Genomic DNA, 18205 nt, shown 5'->3' with positions numbered 1-18205 from the left:
GGCTGCCCGGCTTGCGCTCTTTTACGCCGCCCGGGTGCGGCATGCGGCTCCTGTGGCCGATTCCGTCCCCAATTCCCGATGAGTAGGACGCGTGAACTGCTCCGAAGATTCCCGAACTGCGAAAAATTCTGGCCAACTCCGCCATCGCGCCGGTCGGATCCCGTCCTGTTCGGGGGTGCTGGTTCCGGGAGGCAATCTCCCGCAATGAAAGGACAACTCACCCCGCTGAGGCGCCTATACGGACGTTCAGATTCCGGACGTGTCTTCGATTTAACGGTGTGTCGGTAGTAGGCTCGCGCCGTTTGTTGACGCACATGCGTACCCCCTGCCGGTGGGGGTTCGAGCTGGGGGAGTCCATGCGCTTTCGCGGGAAGTCGATCCGCCGGAAGATCGTGGCGCTGCTGCTCGTGCCGCTGGTGTCCCTGACCGCCCTCTGGGGCTTCGCCACGGTGCTCACGGGCCGCGAGGCGAGCCGCCTGTTCACGGTGTCGAACCTCGTGGAGAAGGTCGGCTACCCCGTCGAGGACACCGTCCGGATCGTCCAGCAGGAACGCCGCCAGACCCTGGTCTACCTCGCCGACCCCCGCGCCTCCGACGCGCTGTCCGCCCTGCGCCGCACCCGCACCGCCACCGACGAGGCGCTCGCGGAGATCCACGCGAACGCCGGGGACTCCGACGTGCGTGAGGTACTGGACGAGGACGACGCCGAAGGGCTGATGGCGGTCCTCGACGCCTTCGACGGGGTCGACGTCCTGCGTCGCAGTGTCGAAGAGGGGACCGTGACCCGCGCCCAGGCGCTGGACCTCTACAACCGCCTGGTCGACCCCTGTTACACGCTGCTGGCCAAGCTCGACGTCGTCGACAGCGTGGAGATGGACAAGCAGTACCGGGCCCTCGTCAGCGTCGCCCGAGCCCGGGAACTGCTCTCCCAGGAGGATGCCCTGCTCGGCTCCGCCCTGGTCGTGGGCCGCGTCACCCGGGACGAGATCCGCCAGGTCTCCGACCTCGAGGCCCAGCGTAAGGTCGTCTACGACATCAGCCTCGCCCAACTGCCCGTCGCCGAGCGCGAACGCTACGAGCGCTTCTGGAAGAACGCCACCACCGCCCCCGTGCGCACGACGGAACAGGCGGTCGCGTCCACCGAGCCCGGCGAGATGCCCCGCGGGGTCACCGCCAAGACCTGGGACACCGCGGTCGCGAACGTCCTCGACGAACTCGGCACCCTCGACGAGCAGGCGAACGACCGCTACCAGGACCGCGTCCGCCCCGTGGCCGTCGAGGTGATCGTCAAGGCCGTCGTCGCCGGGGTCTTCGGCCTGATCGCCCTGCTGGTCTCCCTCGTCCTGTCCGTGCGCATCGGCCGCGCGCTCATCCGTGACCTGCGCCAACTGCGCCTGGAGGCGCACGAGGCGTCCGGCGTGCGGCTGCCCAGCGTCATGCGCCGCCTCTCCGCCGGCGAACAGATCGACGTCGAGACCGAGGCCCCGCGTCTGGAGTACGACAAGAACGAGATCGGCGAGGTCGGTCAGGCACTCAACACCCTCCAGCGCGCCGCGGTCGAGGCCGCCGTCAAACAGGCCGAGCTGCGCTCCGGCGTCTCCGAGGTCTTCGTCAACCTCGCCCGCCGGAGCCAGGTCCTGCTGCACAAGCAGCTCACCCTGCTCGACACCATGGAGCGCCGCACCGAGGACACCGAGGAACTCGCCGACCTCTTCCGCCTCGACCACCTCACCACCCGCATGCGGCGGCACGCCGAGGGCCTGGTCATCCTCTCCGGTGCCGCCCCCTCGCGACAGTGGCGCAAACCCATCCAGCTGATGGACATCGTGCGCGCCGCCGTCGCCGAGGTCGAGGACTACGAACGCATCGAGGTCCGCCGTCTCCCGCGTGTCGCCGTCACCGGCCCCGCCGTCGCCGACCTCACGCATCTCGTGGCCGAGCTCCTGGAGAACGCCACCGTGTTCTCCCCGCCGCACACCGCCGTGCAGGTCCTCGGCGACCGGGTCGCCAACGGCTTCACGCTGGAGATCCACGACCGCGGTCTCGGCATGGCGCCCGAGGCGCTCCTGGACGCCAACCTCCGGCTTGCCGAGACGCCCGAGTTCGAACTGTCCGACACCGACCGGCTGGGCCTCTTCGTGGTCAGCAGGCTCGCCCAGCGCCAGAACGTCCGCGTCTCCCTGCAGCCCTCCCCGTACGGCGGCACGACCGCGGTCGTCTTCATCCCCGACGCCCTGCTCACCGACGACGTCCCCGACACCAACGGCATCGGCTTCCGGCTCGACCGCCCCCGGCCCCCCAAGGACGCGGAGGCCGCCAGGGGCCACAGGTCCGCGCCGGCCCGGACACCGGTGCAACTGCCCGGCACACCCGCGCTGCTGGACGGCCCGGTCGAACTGGAGGCGCCGGTCGACCTGGACGCCTTCGGCGGCTTCCCGGCCCCCCTGGACGACGACAGCGGCGAGCGAGGCGGCCTGTTCCGTCCCGGCCTCACCCGCACGTCGGACGGCCCGCTGTCCGACGCGGTCGAGCAGCGCCGGCGGCTGACCGACGTCCGGAACGCCCCGGACCGTCCCGCGACGGGCGCACCGTCCGCCCCCGTACCCCTGCCGAGCCGGAGAACCCCGAAGCTGGTCAGTTCGCACGGCCGTCCGGTCGCCGATCAGCGGTCCCGACGCACGGGTGCGGAGACGGACGCGGGCGAAGAACCCCCGTCGCGGCCGGCCGGGGGACGGCCGGAGCAGGACGGTCCGGCCCCACTGCCCTCCCGCCGTCGCGGCGCGACGCCACAGATACCGCGGAGCACCGACGCCACCGAGCGCTCCGGCGACGGCGCGGGCATCGGCCGGCGGCCGCAACCGCCCGCCCTGCCGAGCCGCAGCCGAAGGCCCGCAGACCCGGACGAGACGGCCACCCCCGCGCACGACCCGCCCCACCGGCCCGAGGACGCGCAAGGCAGCCCCGAGGGCCCCACCCGGCCTCCTGGCGAAGCGGCTCATGACACCGGCCCCGACACGGGTGCCCTGCCCCGGCGCGTACGGCAGGCGAACCTGGCCCCACAACTGCGCCAGGACCCCGAACGCCCCGCCCAGGACCGCTCGGACCCCGCCGACCGCGACGCGGACGAGGTCCGCAGCCGCATGGCCTCGCTCCAGCGCGGCTGGCAGCGCGGCCGCGCGGAGAACGCCGCGGACGACGATGTCCACAGCGGCACAGCACCACGACGAACGACAAAGGGGGACGGTCGATGACCGCACCGAAGACGACCGGCCGCACCACGACCGACAACGGCGAACTGAACTGGCTCCTCGACGACCTCGTCGACCGCGTCGGCAGCATCCGCAAGGCCGTCGTGCTCTCCGGCGACGGGCTGGCGACGGGCGCCTCCCAGGACCTGAGCCGCGAGGACAGCGAGCACCTGGCCGCTGTGGCCTCCGGATTCCACAGCCTCGCCAAGGGCGTCGGCCGCCACTTCGAAGCCGGCGACGTCCGCCAGACCGTCGTCGAACTCGACGAGGCCTTCCTGTTCGTCACCGCCGCGGGCGACGGCAGCTGCCTCGCCGTCCTCGCGGACGCCGACTCGGACGTCGGTCTGGTGGCGTACGAGATGACGCTGCTGGTGAAGCGGGTCGGCGCACATCTGGCCACCGCTCCGCGCACCGATCTGTCCGCCGGCGGGTAGTGGGACGGTATGAGGACAGACGGACAGGGAAGCAGCCACTGGTTCGACGACGAGGCCGGACCGGTCGTCCGTCCGTACGCCATGACGCGCGGCCGCACCACCAGTGCGGTCCAGCACCGTCTCGACCTGATCGCGGTCGTCGTGGTCGAACCGCACGCCGACGACCCGGACGCCGACCTCGCGCTGTCCCCGGAACACGTCGACATCGTGGACCTGTGCCGGGACACCCCCCAGTCGGTCGCCGAACTCGCCGCCGGGCTCGACCTGCCCATCGGGGTGGTGCGTGTCCTCGTCGGAGACCTCGTGAACGCGGAATTCGTCCATGTGAACCGGCCCGTACCCCCGGCCGAACTGCCGGACGAGAGTATTCTGCGCGACGTGATCAACGGCCTCCGAGCGCTGTGAGCAGCGCGGAAGCGAGGTGAGGACGTGACGGGCTGGCAGTTCTGGGTGGACCGGGGCGGCACCTTCACTGACGTCGTCGCGCGCCGTCCGGACGGGCGGCTGCTCACCCACAAGCTGCTGTCCGACAACCCGTCGCGGTACGCCGACGCGGCCGTCGCCGGCGTCCGTGCCCTCCTCGGCGACGCGCGTGAGCCCGTCGAGGCGGTGCGCATGGGGACCACCGTCGCCACCAACGCCCTCCTGGAGCGCACGGGCGAGCGCACCCTCCTCGTCGTCACCCGCGGCTTCCGCGACGCCCTGCGCATCGCCTACCAGAACCGCCCCCGCATCTTCGCCCGCCGCATCGACCTGCCGGAACTCCTCCACGAACGGGTCGTCGAGGTCGACGAGCGCATCGCGGCCGACGGCACCGTCCTGCGCACCCCCGACCTGGAGGCCCTCGCCGGACCGCTGCGGCAGGCCTACGAGGACGGCATGCGTGCCGTCGCCGTGGTCTGCATGCACAGCCACCGCCACCCCGCCCACGAGCAGGCCGTGGGACGACTCGCCGCCCGCATCGGATTCCCGCAGATCTCGCTGTCCAGCGAGGTCAGCCCCCTCATGAAGCTCGTCCCGCGCGGGGACACGGCCGTGGTGGACGCCTACCTCTCGCCGGTGCTGCGCCGCTACGTCCGGCACGTCGCCGACGAACTGCGCGACGTCCGTCTGATGTTCATGCAGTCCAACGGAGGTCTGGCCGAGGCGAGCCGGTTCCGCGGCAAGGACGCCGTCCTGTCCGGGCCCGCGGGGGGCATCGTGGGCATGGCCCGCATGTCCCAGCTCGCCGGCTTCGACCGTGTCATCGGCTTCGACATGGGCGGCACCTCCACCGACGTCTCCCATTTCACGGGCGCCTACGAACGGGTCTTCACCACACAGCTCGCGGGCGTCCGCCTGCGCGCGCCCATGCTGGACATCCACACCGTCGCCGCCGGCGGCGGCTCCGTCCTGCGCTTCGACGGCTCCCGCTACCGCGTGGGGCCGGACTCGGCCGGCGCGGACCCGGGCCCCGCCTCCTACCGCGGCGGCGGCCCCCTCGCCGTCACCGACGCCAACGTGATGCTCGGCCGCATCCAGCCCGCCCACTTCCCGCAGGTGTTCGGCCCCGAAGGCGACCAGCCCCTCGACGACGCACTCGTCCGTGACCGCTTCACCGCACTCGCGCGCGAGATCCGCGAGACGGCCGGCGACCACCGCACACCCGAGCAGGTCGCCGAAGGGTTCCTCCAGATCGCCGTCGCCGACATCGCCAACGCGGTGAAGCGGATCTCCGTACAGAAGGGCCACGACGTCACTCGCTACGCCCTCACCACCTTCGGCGGTGCGGGCGGTCAGCACGCCTGCATGGTCGCCGACTCCCTCGGTGTCCGCACCGTCCTGGTACCGCCCATGGCCGGTGTCCTGTCCGCGCTCGGCATCGGCCTCGCCGACACCACGGCCATGCGCGAACAGTCCGTGGAGGCGCCGCTGGAGGCCGCCTCCCTGCCCGGGATCCTCAGGACGGCCGACGACCTGGAGGCGGCGGCCCGCGCCGAACTCCGGGCCGAACAGGTCCCCGACGACCGCGTCCGGGTCACCCGCCGCGCCCAGCTGCGCTACGACGGCACCGACACCACCCTCATCGTCGAACTGACCGACCCCGCCACCATGCGGACCACCTTCGAAGAACGTCATCGCGCCACGTACTCCTTCGTGCTCGACCGCCCGGTCGTCGTGGAAGCCCTCTCCGTGGAATGCACCGGCATCACCGAACCCCCCGATCTCTCCGCCCTCGCCCCGTACGAAGGCCGTACCGCACCACCCCGCACCGTCCGCCTCCACACCGGCGGCACCTGGCGCGACGTACCCCTCCACCGCCGCGAGGAACTGCCTCCCGGCCGGACCGTCACCGGACCGGCGATCATCACCGAGACCAGCGCGACCACCGTCGTGGACGACGGCTGGCGGGCCGTGACCACACACGACGGGCATCTGCTCCTGGAACGGACGGCGGTCACGCAGAGTTCCCGTCCGGACACGGGAGTGGACCCCGTGCTCCTCGAAGTGTTCAACAACCTCTTCATGTCCATCGCCGAACAGATGGGCGCCCGTCTGGAGTCGACGGCCCAGTCGGTCAACATCAAGGAACGCCTCGACTTCTCCTGCGCGCTCTTCGATCCCGACGGAAACCTGGTGGCCAACGCCCCCCACATCCCGGTCCACCTGGGATCGATGGGAACCAGCGTCAAGGAGGTCATCAGCCGCCGCGGTCCCGCCATGCGCCCCGGCGACACCTACGCCGTCAACGACCCCTACCACGGCGGCACCCACCTGCCCGACGTCACCGTGATCACGCCGGTCTTCGACACGGGGGACGACCACGGCACGGAGAGTGACCGCGACACCGGGAGCGACCCACGGGTCCTCTTCTACGTCGCCTCCCGCGGCCACCACGCCGAGATCGGCGGCATCGCCCCGGGCTCCATGCCGGCCGACAGCCGCACCATCGACGAGGAAGGCGTGCTCTTCGACAACTGGCTGCTCGCGGAGAACGGCCGTCTCCGGGAGAGGGAGACCCTCCGCCTGCTCACCGCGGCCCGGTACCCCTCCCGCAGCCCCGCGACCAACCTCGCCGACCTGCGCGCGCAGATCGCCGCCAACCGCAAGGGCGTCGACGAAGTCGCCCGCATGATCGAGGACTTCGGGCTCGACGTCGTACAGGCGTACATGCGGCACGTCCAGGACAACGCCGAGGAGGCCGTGCGCCGCGTCATCGACGCCCTCGACGACGGCGAGTACGCCTACGAGACCGACGCCGGCGCCTTCATCCGGGTACGCGTGCGCGTGGACCGCGAGAACCGCTCGGCGACCGTCGACTTCACGGGCACGTCGGCGCAGTCCGCGACCAACTTCAACGCCCCGTACGCCGTCGTCAACGCGGCCGTCCTGTACGTCTTCCGCACCCTGGTCGCGGACGACATCCCCCTCAACGACGGCTGCCTGCGCCCTCTCAGGATCATCGTGCCGAAAGGTTCCCTGCTGGCGCCCGAGCCCCCCGCCGCGGTGGTCGCCGGCAACGTCGAGACCTCCCAGGCGATCACCGGCGCCCTCTACGCCGCCCTCGGCGTCCAGGCCGAAGGCTCCGGCACGATGAACAACGTCACCTTCGGCAACGACCGCCACCAGTACTACGAGACCGTCGCCTCCGGATCCGGCGCGGGCGACGGATTTCCCGGCGCGAGCGTCGTCCAGACCCACATGACCAACTCCCGCCTGACCGATCCCGAGATCCTGGAGTGGCGGCTTCCCGTACGGCTCGACGAGTTCGCCGTCCGGCGGGGGAGCGGCGGCGAGGGAGAATGGCACGGCGGGGACGGCGCCGTACGCCGCATCCGGTTCCTGGAACCGATGACCGTCTCCACCCTCTCCCAGCACCGCAGGGTCCCTCCCTACGGCATGGCGGGCGGCGCCCCCGGAGCACTGGGCGTCAACCGCGTGGAACGCGCGGACGGCACCGTCGCCGAACTCGGCGGCAGCGACTGCGTGGACGTCGGCCCCGGCGACGTGCTCGTCATCGAGACCCCCGGCGGCGGAGGCTACGGTCCGCCGCCCACGACCCCCCATCGAGCAGGAGAAGCAACCGATGATCTTCGGGCGTTCTGAGCGCGTCAAGCCCCCGGTGGAGCCTGTCACGCTCAAGATCCTGGTGGCAGGCGGCTTCGGCGTGGGCAAGACCACCCTCGTCGGCGCCGTCAGCGAGATCAGGCCGCTGCGCACCGAGGAGTTCCTCACCGAGGCGGGCCGGCCGGTCGACGACACCACGGGCGTCGAGCGCAAGCACACCACCACGGTCGCCATGGACTTCGGGCGCATCACCCTGCGCGAGGACCTGGTGCTGTACCTGTTCGGCACGCCCGGCCAGGAACGGTTCTGGTTCATGTGGGACGAGCTCTCCGAGGGCGCGCTCGGCGCCGTCGTACTGGCCGACACCCGCCGTCTGGAGGACTGCTTCGCCGCCATCGACTACTTCGAGCGCCGCTCCATCCCCTTCCTCGTCGGCGTCAACTGCTTCGAGGACGCGGTCCGGTACCCCGTGGAGGACGTACGCCGCGCTCTCGACCTCGACGACGCGGTACCGGTGCTGTTGTGCGACGCCCGCGACCGTGACTCGGTGAAGGACGTGCTGGTCGGTGTCGTCCAGCACGCCATGGAGCACGATGCCGGCCCTCGCCGGACCGTCACCGTCTGAGGCGTACGGGCGGCCCGTACCCCCGTCGAACGGGGTACGGGCCGCCCGCCGCGGCGCGGGACGGCTCACACGCGTGTGGCGGCACGGGGCAGGTTCTCGCCGGTGCCCACCGGACGGACGGCGCGCGATCGTCTTCCCGCGCGGGACGGGTCCTGATAGAGGCAGGGAACATGACACGACTTTCCAGCGCCGTACGCGCCGGCGCCGCACGGGGTGCCGTCACCGCGCTCGCCGCCCTGCTGGCCCTGACCACCGCGTCCGCCACGGTCCGCGCGGACGCCGGCCCCGGAGCCCCGGCGGACTTCGTCGCTCTGCGGGCCGTGGACCGGACGATCCTCCAGGACATGCGCTACGTCACCCCGCACAACTTCGTCGGCGAACGCGTCGACGGCTACCGCCGGCCACTGTGCATCCTCACCCGGCCGGCCGCCCGAGCCCTGCACAGGGCCCAGACGAAGCTCCTGCGCCAGGGCTTCACGCTCAAGGTCTACGACTGCTACCGCCCCCAGCGCGCCGTGAACCACTTCGTCCGCTGGGCCCAGGACCTCGACGACCAAGCCATGAAGGGGGAGTTCTACCCGAACGTCGACAAGACCCGCCTCTTCGAGGACGGCTACATCGCCGAGAAGTCCGGTCACAGCCGCGGCTCCACCCTGGACGTCACCCTCGTCAGGCTCCCGGCCCGACCGACCAGGCCCTACGTGCCCGGTGAGCCCCTCGTGCCCTGCTTCGCACCACGGCGCGACCGCTTCCCGGACAACTCCGTCGACATGGGCACCGGTTTCGACTGCTTCGACACCCTCAGCCACACCCTCGACCCGCGCGTCCGGGGAGAACAGCGGGCCAACCGCCTGCTCCTGAAGAGCACCCTGGAGGAGCAGGGCTTCGTCAACCTCGCCGAGGAGTGGTGGCACTACACCTTCAAGCCCGAACCCCACCCGGAGACCTACTTCGACTTCCCCGTCTCCGCCAAGTACCTCACCACAACGCCCTGAACCGTCCGCGCACGACGCCCGCAGCCGATCGGATACAGTCCGCGCGTGTCCGAAACTCAGCACTCGACTTCCGACTCCGTTCCCGATTCCCACTGTTCGGGCTGCGGAGCGCCTTACGGAGAGGGCGTCACCGGCTGGCCCCGCACCTGCCCGGCCTGCGCCGCCGTCGCCTACCGCAACCCCCTGCCGGTCGCGATCGCGCTCCAGCCCGTGTACGACACGAAGGGCACCGCCCTCGTCGTCATCACCCGGACCATCGCTCCCGCGCGCGGAGGCACCGCCCTGCCCGGCGGCTACGTCGACCACCAAGAGGACTGGAAGCAGGCCGTCGTCCGGGAACTCGAGGAGGAGACCGGCATCGTCGCCGCGAGCCGCGACGTACGCCTCGCCGACGCGATGAGCTCGCCCGACGGCCACCTCCTGCTCTTCGGACTCCTGCCGGAACGCCCCGCGGACCGGCTGCCGACGTCCGCCGCCACCGGCGAGACGGGAGGCTGGCACCTCCTGCACAGGCCGGAGGAGCTGGCCTTCCCGCTGCACACGATCGCCGCGCGGGCGTTCTTCGAGGGCCGCTACATCTGAGCCGGCCGGCCGAGCCCGTGCACGCGCACGGGGTGGGACGGCTCACGCCCGCCGTCCTCCCCCTCCCGTTCCACGACGACCTCCCGGCCGACGTCCCGGCGGACGACGTACCGCTCGATCTCGGGCTCGCTCCAGCCGTCGCCGGCGTCCCGCACCACCAGCCCGCCCCCCGCCCCTCCCGGGACAGGCGCCCACACCTCCAACTCCAGCCCGCCGTCCTCCCCGCGCACGGGCACCACCGCACCCGCGCGGGCGAACACCGGTATCCGCCCCAGAGGCGCGTCGACGAGAACCTGGCCCGGTCCCGCGTACCGCTTTCCCGTCGCCGTGTCGTACCAGAGGCCCCGCGGCAACCGCACGGCCCGCCGGTCCGCGCCCGGTTCCAGCACCGGAGCCACGAGCAGGCAATCACCCAGCAGGAAGGCGTCCTCGCAGTCGCGCAACGCCCGGTCCTCGGGGGTGCTCCACCACAGCGGCCGGGCACAGGGAGCCCCCGTCCGCCGGGCCAGATGCGCCAGGGTCACGAAGTACGGCAGCAGCCGCCGACGCTCGACGAGCGCCACACGCGCGTGCTCCAGCACCTCGGGGCCGAACTCCCACGGCTCTCCGAACCCCGCCCGGGGAGCCGCACGGGTACGGAACAGCGGCAGGTGGGAGCCGAGCTGCAGCCACCGCAGGTACAGCTCCGGCGACGGGCCGCCGTCGACTCCGCCGACGTCCGGCCCCGACCAGGGCACCCCGCACAGCCCGAGCCCCAGCACCAGCGACAGCGACGCCCGCAGCCCCGCCCAGTTCGCGGTGACCTCACCGGACCAGGCGCCGCCGTAGCGCTGGAGCCCCGCCCAGCCGGAGCGCGAGAACACGAACGGGCGCTCCTCGGGAAGCAGCTCCCGCAATCCCTCGTAGCCCGCCCGCGCCATGGACAACCCGTACACGTTGTGCGCCTCGCGGTGGTCGCCGCCCCGGCCCTCCAGAGCGTGCCGCGCCGACCTGGGGAGCGTCGGCTTCCCGAAGACGGTGGACGACGTGGGCTCGTCCATGCCGTGCCAGAAACCCGAGAAGCCCTGCTCGATCCCCTCCGCGTACAGCCCGCCCCACCACCGCCGCACACGCGCGTGCGTGAAATCCGGGTACACCGAACCGCCGGCCCGCACCACACCCTCCACGATCCGCCCGGAGGCGTCCCGCACGAACACGTCCTCGGCGACCCCGCTGTCGTGAACGGCGTCGCCCGGCAAGACCCGTACGGCAGGCTCGACGACCGACACCAGGCGGACCCCGTCCTGCCGCAACTCCTCGGCGAGCACCGCCGGCTTCGGAAAACGCTCCCGGTCGACGGCGAACACCTGGCCGTCCTCCGAAGGGCCGGCACCGCCGAGGTGGACCACGTCGAGCGGCAGGCCGCGCTCCTGGTGGCCGGCCACGACACGACGCACCTCCTGCTCGTCGCCGAAGTCCCGCACGTGATGGTGCCCGAACGCCCAGGCGGGCGGCACCGCCGGGGCACCGGTGAGCGAGGCCCAGCCGAGCAGCACGCGCGCAGGGGTCCCCACCACCACCCAGCAGCGCAGGGGACCGCCGTCCATCCGCAGCTCGGACGTCCCGGGCCGGTCGTGCCCGGAGCCGGCCCCCTCCTCGCCCTCCCGCAACCTCACCGAGCCGTCCCAGGACGTGTCGTGGAACGCCAGATGTGTGGCCGCGTCGGCCACCACCAGCTGCACCGGCATCGTCAGGTGCAGCGGATCGTCGCCCCGGTCGAGCGCACGCCCCGGATCGGTGTTCCACAGCCGGTAGGTCCCCGCCCGCAGACGAGGCCCGCACGCACGCCCGCCCAGTCCGAAGAAACGGGCGTCCGCCGTCACCTCCGACCGCTGCATCCAGCGTCCGGGGCTCCCGTCCGCCGGTTCCCACCACCGCGGCGGCAGGTCCCGTCGCAGCGCCACACCACCCGGCGTCCGCACCTCGATCGCCCCGTGCCGCGAGACCACGACGGTCACCCGCTCCGCCACCACCCGCCAGCCGCCGTCCTTGTCCGGCTCCAGCACCGCCCGCGGATCGGCCTCGGGGGCGCGCCCGGCCAGGGCGTACGACGGTTCCGGCCCGGCCCCGTCCCAGCCCCAGAAGACGGCACCGTTCACCGTCACCCGGATCTCCAGCTCGGATCGGCCGAACCGGATCGTCCCCCCGCCGGGTCCCGGCTCCACGTCCCGCACCACCCCCGGCACCCGCGCGCGCTCGACGCCCCGCGCGGGCAGCGCCAGGGCGTCGGCACGCCGCCGACGCCACGCCGCCCGCACGGTGCGCAACCCCCGTGCGGACCCCGCGGAACCGACCATTCTCATCGAACGCACCAGGTCACGACCGTCCATGTCGCTCACCCTGCCACTGACGGCACCACGCGCGTGTCGCGTTCAACTGCCGTTCACCTGTGCCGGACCCACATCTTCACGACACGGACTGTGTGGGACACACCCTGGTGTGGAAGTCGATCACATGGCATCGTCCGTGTCAGCCGCGTCACGCGCACACCCCAGCACGTGCGCGAGCGACGCACACGACGCGCACAGTCCGGGAGCCGCCCCATGTCGACCGTGAACCCCGAGCCGCTCTGGCGGCCCGATCCGCAGCGCACCGCGGGCGCGCAGGTCACCAGATTCCAGACCTGGGCGGCCGAACACCACGGAGCCCCGTCCGACGGCGGCTACCCGGCCCTGCACCGCTGGTCCGTCGACGAACTGGAAACGTTCTGGAAAGCCGTCACGGAGTGGTTCGACGTCCGTTTCTCGACCCCCTTCACGCGCGTCCTGGGCGACCGCGCCATGCCCGGCGCCGAGTGGTTCCCCGGCGCCACCCTGAACTACGCCGAGCACGCACTGCGCGCCGCCTCCAGCCGCCCGGACGAGCCGGCCCTCCTGCACGTCGACGAGACCCACGAACCCCGGCCGGTGACCTGGGCGGAACTGAACCGCCAGGTCGGCTCCCTCGCCGCCGAACTGCGCCGCCTCGGCGTCCGCCCCGGAGACCGGGTCAGCGCCTACCTCCCGAACGTCCCCCAGGCCGTCGTCGCCCTCCTCGCCACGGCCGCCGTCGGCGGCGTCTGGACCTCCTGCGCCCCCGACTTCGGCGCCCGCAGCGTCCTCGACCGCTTCCAGCAGGTCGAGCCGGTCGTCCTCTTCACCGTCGACGGTTACCGCTACGGCGGCAAGGAACACGACCGCCGCGACGTCGTCGCCGAGCTCCGCCGCGAACTGCCCGGCCTGCGTGCCGTCGTCCACATCCCCCTGCTCGGCACCGAGACCCCCGAGGGGGCCCTGGAATGGTCGGCCCTGACTTCCGCCGACCAGGAACCCGCCTTCGAACAGGTCCCGTTCGACCACCCCCTGTGGGTGCTCTACTCCTCCGGCACGACCGGCCTGCCCAAGGCCATCGTCCAGTCCCAGGGCGGCATCCTGGTCGAACACCTCAAACAGCTCGGCCTGCACTGCGACCTGGGCCCCGAGGACCGCTTCTTCTGGTACACCTCGACCGGCTGGATGATGTGGAACTTCCTCGTGTCCGGCCTCCTCACCGGAACGACGGTCGTCCTCTACGACGGCAGCCCCGGTCACCCCGACACCGGAGCCCAGTGGCGCATCGCCGAGCGCACCGGCGCCACCCTCTACGGCACGTCGGCGGCCTACGTGATGGCCTGCCGCAAGGCCGACGTGCACCCGGCCCGCGACTTCGACCTCTCCAAGGTCCGCTGCGTCGCCACCACCGGTTCGCCGCTGCCGCCCGACGGCTTCCGCTGGCTGCACGAGGAGGTCCGCGACGACCTGTGGATCGCCTCCGTCAGCGGCGGCACGGACGTCTGTTCCTGCTTCGCGGGAGCCGTCCCCACCCTTCCGGTGTACACCGGCGAACTCCAGGCCCCCTGCCTCGGCACCGACCTCCAGGCCTGGGACCCGAGCGGCCGGCCCGTCGTCGACGAGGTCGGCGAGCTCGTCGTCACCAACCCCATGCCGTCGATGCCGGTGTACTTCTGGAACGACCCCGACGGCAGCCGGTACCACGACAGCTACTTCGACACCTACCCCGGTGCCTGGCGCCACGGCGACTGGATCACCCTCACCTCGCGGGGCACCGTCGTCATCCACGGTCGGTCCGACTCCACACTCAACCGCCAGGGCGTCCGCATGGGCTCGGCCGACATCTACGAAGCCGTGGAGCGGCTGCCCGAGATCAGGGAGTCCCTCGTCATCGGCATCGAACGGCCCGACGGCGGCTACTGGATGCCCCTTTTCGTCCATCTGGCACCGGGAGCCGTCCTCGACCAGGCACTCCTCGACCGCATCAAACGGACCATCCGCGAGGAACTCTCGCCACGTCACGTGCCCGACGAGGTCATCGAGGTCCCCGGAGTGCCACACACCCTCACCGGCAAGCGCATCGAGGTCCCCGTCAAACGCCTCCTCCAGGGCACCCCCCTGGAGAAAGCGGTCAACCCGGGCTCCATCGACAACCTCGACCTCCTCCACTTCTACGAGGACCTCGCCCGCAAGCGAGCCTGACCGAAAGGAAACCGCAGCTCAGGACGCGTTGTCAGTGCCGACGGTTACTGTGAGTGAGCATTGATCGACTGTGCACACACAGGGGGAGTCATGGCGGCACATACCGACCACTGGACCATGCGACGCGTCCTGCGCCGCGAGATCGCCGGCACCATCGGCCTGCTCACCGACGAACACGACTTCCGGGCCATGCTGCGCTACCGCACCTTCACCTTCGACGACCACACCACCTACCTCCGGCAGGTCGAGGACCTCCTCAAAACGCGTGCCCTCCAGGGCACCCACACCACCGTCGCCCTCTTCGATCCCCAGGAGTACGCCGACTTCTGCGAGGCGAGGGGCCTCGACCCCGACAACCCCGCCCACCGCACGCGCTTCACGGCCGAACTCGCCACCACCGGCCCCACCCTCCCCTACGAGGGCCAGCCGCTCGCCGACCTGGTACCCGCGCTGGTCGACGAAGCCGTCCGGCAAGCGACCTGGGAGTACGCGGCCACCCTCCTGGCCCGCCTCGGAACCTGCGCGACGTGCGGTGAGGACATCGGCCGTGCGGCCTTCGGTCAGGCCTCCGACCTGCTCGCACGCATCCTGGACACGGCACCGTCCGGCGACCGTCACCTCGTGTGCAGCGTCACCGGCACGCCCGAGACCCTGATCGCCGTCCTCCACGCGGACGAGGCAGCCGACGGCACCACCCCGCTCGACGAGGCCGAGGTCCTCGAGTTCACCACCGTCCTCGCCCTCGGCGTCGCCACCCGGAGCCCCGGCGGGCTGGTCATGCGCACCAGCTCCGCCGGCAACCCCGACCGCGTCTACGGCTGGCGGCTGCGCGGCGAAGGGCTGGAACCACTGACCGCCGGTGAGGTTTTCGACGCCTACTGCACCGATGTCGAATCCGGCGACCTCATCGCACCCGAGTCCGACGTCGACTACTGCGTACCGCCGGACCTCACCGACGACGGACAACGAGGGCCGGCCCCGGGCCACCACCACTGACACGCAGGAGGGGCGCTCCGCCGCACGAACGGAGCGCCCCTCCTCACCGGCCGGACACGGCACCGACGACTACTCGCCGGACAGCACCGCCCGCGCGGCCTCCCGCGCGTCCTCGGCACTGTCGGTCGCACGGGCCGCCGCCGCCGCCCGCTCGCACTGCGCGAGCGTGTGCTTCGCGAGCGTCGCCCGCACATACGGAATCGACGCCGATCCCATCGACAGGGAGGTGACACCCAGCCCCGTCAGCACGCAGGCGAGCAGCGGGTCGGCCGCGGCCTCACCGCAGACTCCGCAACTCCTGCCCTCCGCCTTCGCCGCCTCGGCGGACAGCGCGACCAGGTCGAGCAGCGCGGGCTGCCACGGGTCCTGCAGCCGCGACACCGCACCCACCTGACGGTCCGCGGCAAAGGTGTACTGCGCGAGGTCGTTCGTTCCCAGGGACAGGAACTCGACCTCCCGCAGAATCGAGCGCGCCCGCAGAGCGGCCGACGGGATCTCCACCATCGCACCGAACTTCGCCCGGAGTCCGGCCGCACGGCACGCGTCGGCGAACGCCTTCGCATCGGCACGGTCCGCGACCATCGGTGCCATCACCTCGAGGTGGACCGGCAGGCTTTCGGCGGCCTTCGCCAGTGCCGACAGCTGCGTGCGCAGCACCTCGGGGTGGTCGAGGAGCGTCCGCAGCCCGCGCACGCCCAGCGCCGGATTCGGCTCGTCCGCCGGGGTCAGGAAGTCCAGCGGCTTGTCGGCGCCGGCATCCAGCACCCGCACCACGACGCGCCCCTCGGGAAACGCCTCCAGCACCTGCCGGTACGCCGCGACCTGCTTCTCCTCCGACGGAGCCTTCCGGCTGTCGTCGAGGAAGAGGAACTCGGTACGGAACAGGCCGACACCTTCAGCGCCTGCTTCGAGGGCGGCCGGTACGTCGGCCGGGCCACCGATGTTCGCCAGCAGCGGCACCTTGTGTCCGTCTGCGGTGGCGCCCGGTCCCGTCGAGGCGGACAGGGCCGCCTTCCGCTCCGCCGCCGCCGCTTCGAGCTGCGCCTTCTTATCCTCGGTCGGATCCACGAAGATCTCGCCGGTGCTGCCGTCGACGGCGATGACCGTCCCTTCGGCAATTTCACCGGCACCCGGCAGTGCCACGACGGCCGGCACGCCCAGCGCCCGCGCCAGAATCGCGCTGTGGCTGGTCGGTCCGCCTTCCTCGGTCACGAACCCGAGTACCAGCGTCGGATCCAGCAGTGCGGTGTCGGCCGGCGCGAGATCCCGCGCCACCAGCACGTACGGCTCGTCGCTGTCCGGGACGCCCGGCATCGGGACCCCCAGCAGACGGGCGACGATACGGTTCCGCACGTCGTCGAGGTCGGCCACGCGACCGGCGAGGTACTCCCCGGCGTTCGCCAGCAGCTCGCGGTAGGCGGCGAACGCGTCGTACACAGCACGCTCGGCCGTGCTTCCGACGGCGATGCGTCGCTCCACGTCCGCCATCAGTTCCGGGTCCTGGGCCATCATGGCCTGAGCTTCGAGCACCGCTTGGGCCTCGCCTCCCGCCAGATTGCCGCGCGCCATCAGATCGGCGGCCACAGCGTCCACGGCCTGGCGGGCGCGTCCCTGCTCACGCTCCGCCTCCTCGGCCCGGATCTGCTTGGCGGGCGGTTCGAGGACCGCCGTTCCCATGTGCCGAACCTCGCCGATCGCCACACCGTGGCTCACGCCGACGCCTCGCAGCGTTGTCTCCATCTCACCCGTCTCCGGTAGTGCGGCGGGTCCCGCCGCCGCGGTGGTTGTCCCGTCTGCCGTCATTCGCACGACGGCCCGGCTCAGCGCCAGGAAAAGAGAACGTCGCCAGTCTTCACGTCGCCGTCCTCGCGGAGATCACCGAGGGCGTCGACCGTGGCTTCCAGAGCCACGACCGGGCACACCGGGGACTTGCCGGCTTCTTCGACCGCGACGGGATCCCACCGCACGATGCCCTGTCCGCGGGTCACCGTGTCGCCCTTGTTCACGAGCAGCTCGAACCCCTCGCCGTTCAGTTGCACGGTGTCGATGCCGAGATGAGTGAGTACGCCGTGTCCCTCCGCGTCGACCACCACGAAGGCGTGCGGGTGGAGGGAGACGATGACTCCGTCCACGGGTGACACGGCCTCGGAGGGCTCACGCACCGGGTCGATGGCCGTACCGGGGCCGACCATGGCCCCGGAGAAGACCGGATCGGGCACTGCTGCCAGTCCGATGGCGCGTCCTGCCAACGGGGACGTCACGGTGGTCATGGGAAGCCTCCCAGGGGTGGAGATGTATATGGGCCGTCACTACCAGTCCCGGACGGCGCACTGTGCAGCAGGGTATGTCATATGAAGTACCAGTTCTGTACGAGTGATCCCGATCCGTGGTCTAGACCACTAGCCTAATCGATTTGCACGCGCTCCGTGGCCCCGTGTACAGTCGTACTCCTGCTTGAGGGTGAGTGACGCCGATGAGCGCGCTTAACCGGGCAGCATCCAACTTGTCAGACCCTAACTTTTGATCATCTTTCGCATGCCTGCGAGACGGTGGTCAGGAGGAAGGAAATTCACTGATAGAGTCGGAACCGCCGGAAAGGAAACCGCGAAGGAAAAGCGGGGGCCTGGAAAGCGCCGAGGAAATCGGATCGGGAAACGGTCTGATAGAGTCGGAAACGCAAGACCGAAGGGAAGCGCCCGGAGGAAAGCCTGAGAGAGTCTCTCGGGTG

At 71.4% G+C, this 18205-nt stretch carries 12 protein-coding genes; 9 read left to right on the top strand and 3 right to left on the bottom strand.

The window, feature by feature from the left end:
* Positions 1-356: 356 nt before the first annotated feature.
* The 7 genes from ACZ5FU_RS17390 (at position 357) to ACZ5FU_RS17360 (ending at position 9931) form a co-directional block, all read left to right on the top strand.
* Positions 357-3251 carry a sensor histidine kinase gene (locus ACZ5FU_RS17390; RefSeq protein ID WP_469045592.1) on the top strand — a complete coding sequence of 965 codons (2895 nt, stop codon included), beginning with the start codon at positions 357-359 and terminating at the stop codon, positions 3249-3251.
* A complete protein-coding gene (locus tag ACZ5FU_RS17385; protein WP_451528978.1) occupies positions 3248-3682 on the top strand; it encodes a roadblock/LC7 domain-containing protein in 435 nt (144 codons plus the stop codon). The genes ACZ5FU_RS17390 and ACZ5FU_RS17385 overlap by 4 nt, the downstream gene beginning before the upstream one ends.
* Positions 3683-3691: 9 nt before the next feature.
* Complete coding sequence (locus ACZ5FU_RS17380) at positions 3692-4087, top strand: DUF742 domain-containing protein (RefSeq protein WP_451528979.1); 396 nt, start codon at positions 3692-3694, stop codon at positions 4085-4087.
* Positions 4088-4111: 24 nt separating this feature from the next.
* On the top strand, positions 4112-7768 hold the full coding sequence (locus ACZ5FU_RS17375; RefSeq protein ID WP_451528980.1) for a hydantoinase B/oxoprolinase family protein: 3657 nt from the start codon (positions 4112-4114) through the stop codon (positions 7766-7768).
* A complete protein-coding gene (locus tag ACZ5FU_RS17370) occupies positions 7749-8354 on the top strand; it encodes a GTP-binding protein (protein WP_451528981.1) in 606 nt (201 codons plus the stop codon). Before ACZ5FU_RS17375 ends, ACZ5FU_RS17370 begins: the two co-directional genes overlap by 20 nt.
* Positions 8355-8524: 170 nt before the next feature.
* The gene (locus ACZ5FU_RS17365; RefSeq protein ID WP_451781281.1) at positions 8525-9349 is read left to right on the top strand and encodes a M15 family metallopeptidase; all 825 of its coding nucleotides are present in this window, start codon (positions 8525-8527) and stop codon (positions 9347-9349) included.
* A 45-nt stretch (positions 9350-9394) separates the two neighbouring features.
* A complete protein-coding gene (locus ACZ5FU_RS17360) occupies positions 9395-9931 on the top strand; it encodes an NUDIX domain-containing protein (RefSeq protein ID WP_451781283.1) in 537 nt (178 codons plus the stop codon).
* On the opposite strand, the gene ACZ5FU_RS17355 is transcribed toward ACZ5FU_RS17360, so the two are convergent.
* A complete protein-coding gene (locus tag ACZ5FU_RS17355) occupies positions 9922-12300 on the bottom strand; it encodes a glycoside hydrolase family 31 protein (RefSeq protein WP_468837643.1) in 2379 nt (792 codons plus the stop codon). The two genes, ACZ5FU_RS17360 and ACZ5FU_RS17355, sit on opposite strands and share 10 nt — an antisense overlap.
* 213 nt (positions 12301-12513) lie before the next feature.
* Here ACZ5FU_RS17355 and ACZ5FU_RS17350 point away from each other — a divergent pair, with 213 nt between their 5' ends.
* Together ACZ5FU_RS17350 and ACZ5FU_RS17345 are read left to right on the top strand one after the other, a co-directional pair.
* Positions 12514-14481 (top strand): acetoacetate--CoA ligase, encoded by a 1968-nt coding sequence (locus tag ACZ5FU_RS17350; protein WP_469045515.1) that lies wholly within the window; start codon positions 12514-12516, stop codon positions 14479-14481.
* Positions 14482-14571: 90 nt separating this feature from the next.
* On the top strand, positions 14572-15477 hold the full coding sequence (locus ACZ5FU_RS17345) for a hypothetical protein (RefSeq protein WP_469045514.1): 906 nt from the start codon (positions 14572-14574) through the stop codon (positions 15475-15477).
* Between the two features lie 69 nt (positions 15478-15546).
* On the opposite strand, the gene ptsP is transcribed toward ACZ5FU_RS17345, so the two are convergent.
* Both ptsP and ACZ5FU_RS17335 read right to left on the bottom strand, forming a co-directional pair.
* Entirely contained in the window at positions 15547-17217 is a 1671-nt protein-coding gene (gene ptsP, locus ACZ5FU_RS17340) for a phosphoenolpyruvate--protein phosphotransferase (protein ID WP_468645619.1), read from the bottom strand.
* 80 nt (positions 17218-17297) lie between these two features.
* Positions 17298-17747: a PTS sugar transporter subunit IIA gene (locus ACZ5FU_RS17335; RefSeq protein ID WP_451528988.1), complete on the bottom strand. Its 450-nt coding sequence runs from the start codon at positions 17745-17747 to the stop codon at positions 17298-17300.
* Positions 17748-18205: the final 458 nt, after the last annotated feature.

This window comes from Streptomyces sp. NPDC031554 (assembly GCF_055580685.1).
This window is presented reverse-complemented; position numbering and strand designations above follow the sequence as displayed.

Coding starts and splice junctions, on each gene's coding strand:
- ACZ5FU_RS17335 (WP_451528988.1), bottom strand. CDS start 17,747: ATGACCACCGTGACGTCCCCGTTGGCAGGACGCGCCATCGGACTGGCA.
- ACZ5FU_RS17345 (WP_469045514.1), top strand. CDS start 14,572: ATGGCGGCACATACCGACCACTGGACCATGCGACGCGTCCTGCGCCGC.
- ACZ5FU_RS17385 (WP_451528978.1), top strand. CDS start 3,248: ATGACCGCACCGAAGACGACCGGCCGCACCACGACCGACAACGGCGAA.
- ACZ5FU_RS17365 (WP_451781281.1), top strand. CDS start 8,525: ATGACACGACTTTCCAGCGCCGTACGCGCCGGCGCCGCACGGGGTGCC.
- ACZ5FU_RS17355 (WP_468837643.1), bottom strand. CDS start 12,300: ATGGACGGTCGTGACCTGGTGCGTTCGATGAGAATGGTCGGTTCCGCG.
- ptsP (WP_468645619.1), bottom strand. CDS start 17,217: ATGGAGACAACGCTGCGAGGCGTCGGCGTGAGCCACGGTGTGGCGATC.
- ACZ5FU_RS17380 (WP_451528979.1), top strand. CDS start 3,692: ATGAGGACAGACGGACAGGGAAGCAGCCACTGGTTCGACGACGAGGCC.
- ACZ5FU_RS17390 (WP_469045592.1), top strand. CDS start 357: ATGCGCTTTCGCGGGAAGTCGATCCGCCGGAAGATCGTGGCGCTGCTG.
- ACZ5FU_RS17350 (WP_469045515.1), top strand. CDS start 12,514: ATGTCGACCGTGAACCCCGAGCCGCTCTGGCGGCCCGATCCGCAGCGC.
- ACZ5FU_RS17370 (WP_451528981.1), top strand. CDS start 7,749: ATGATCTTCGGGCGTTCTGAGCGCGTCAAGCCCCCGGTGGAGCCTGTC.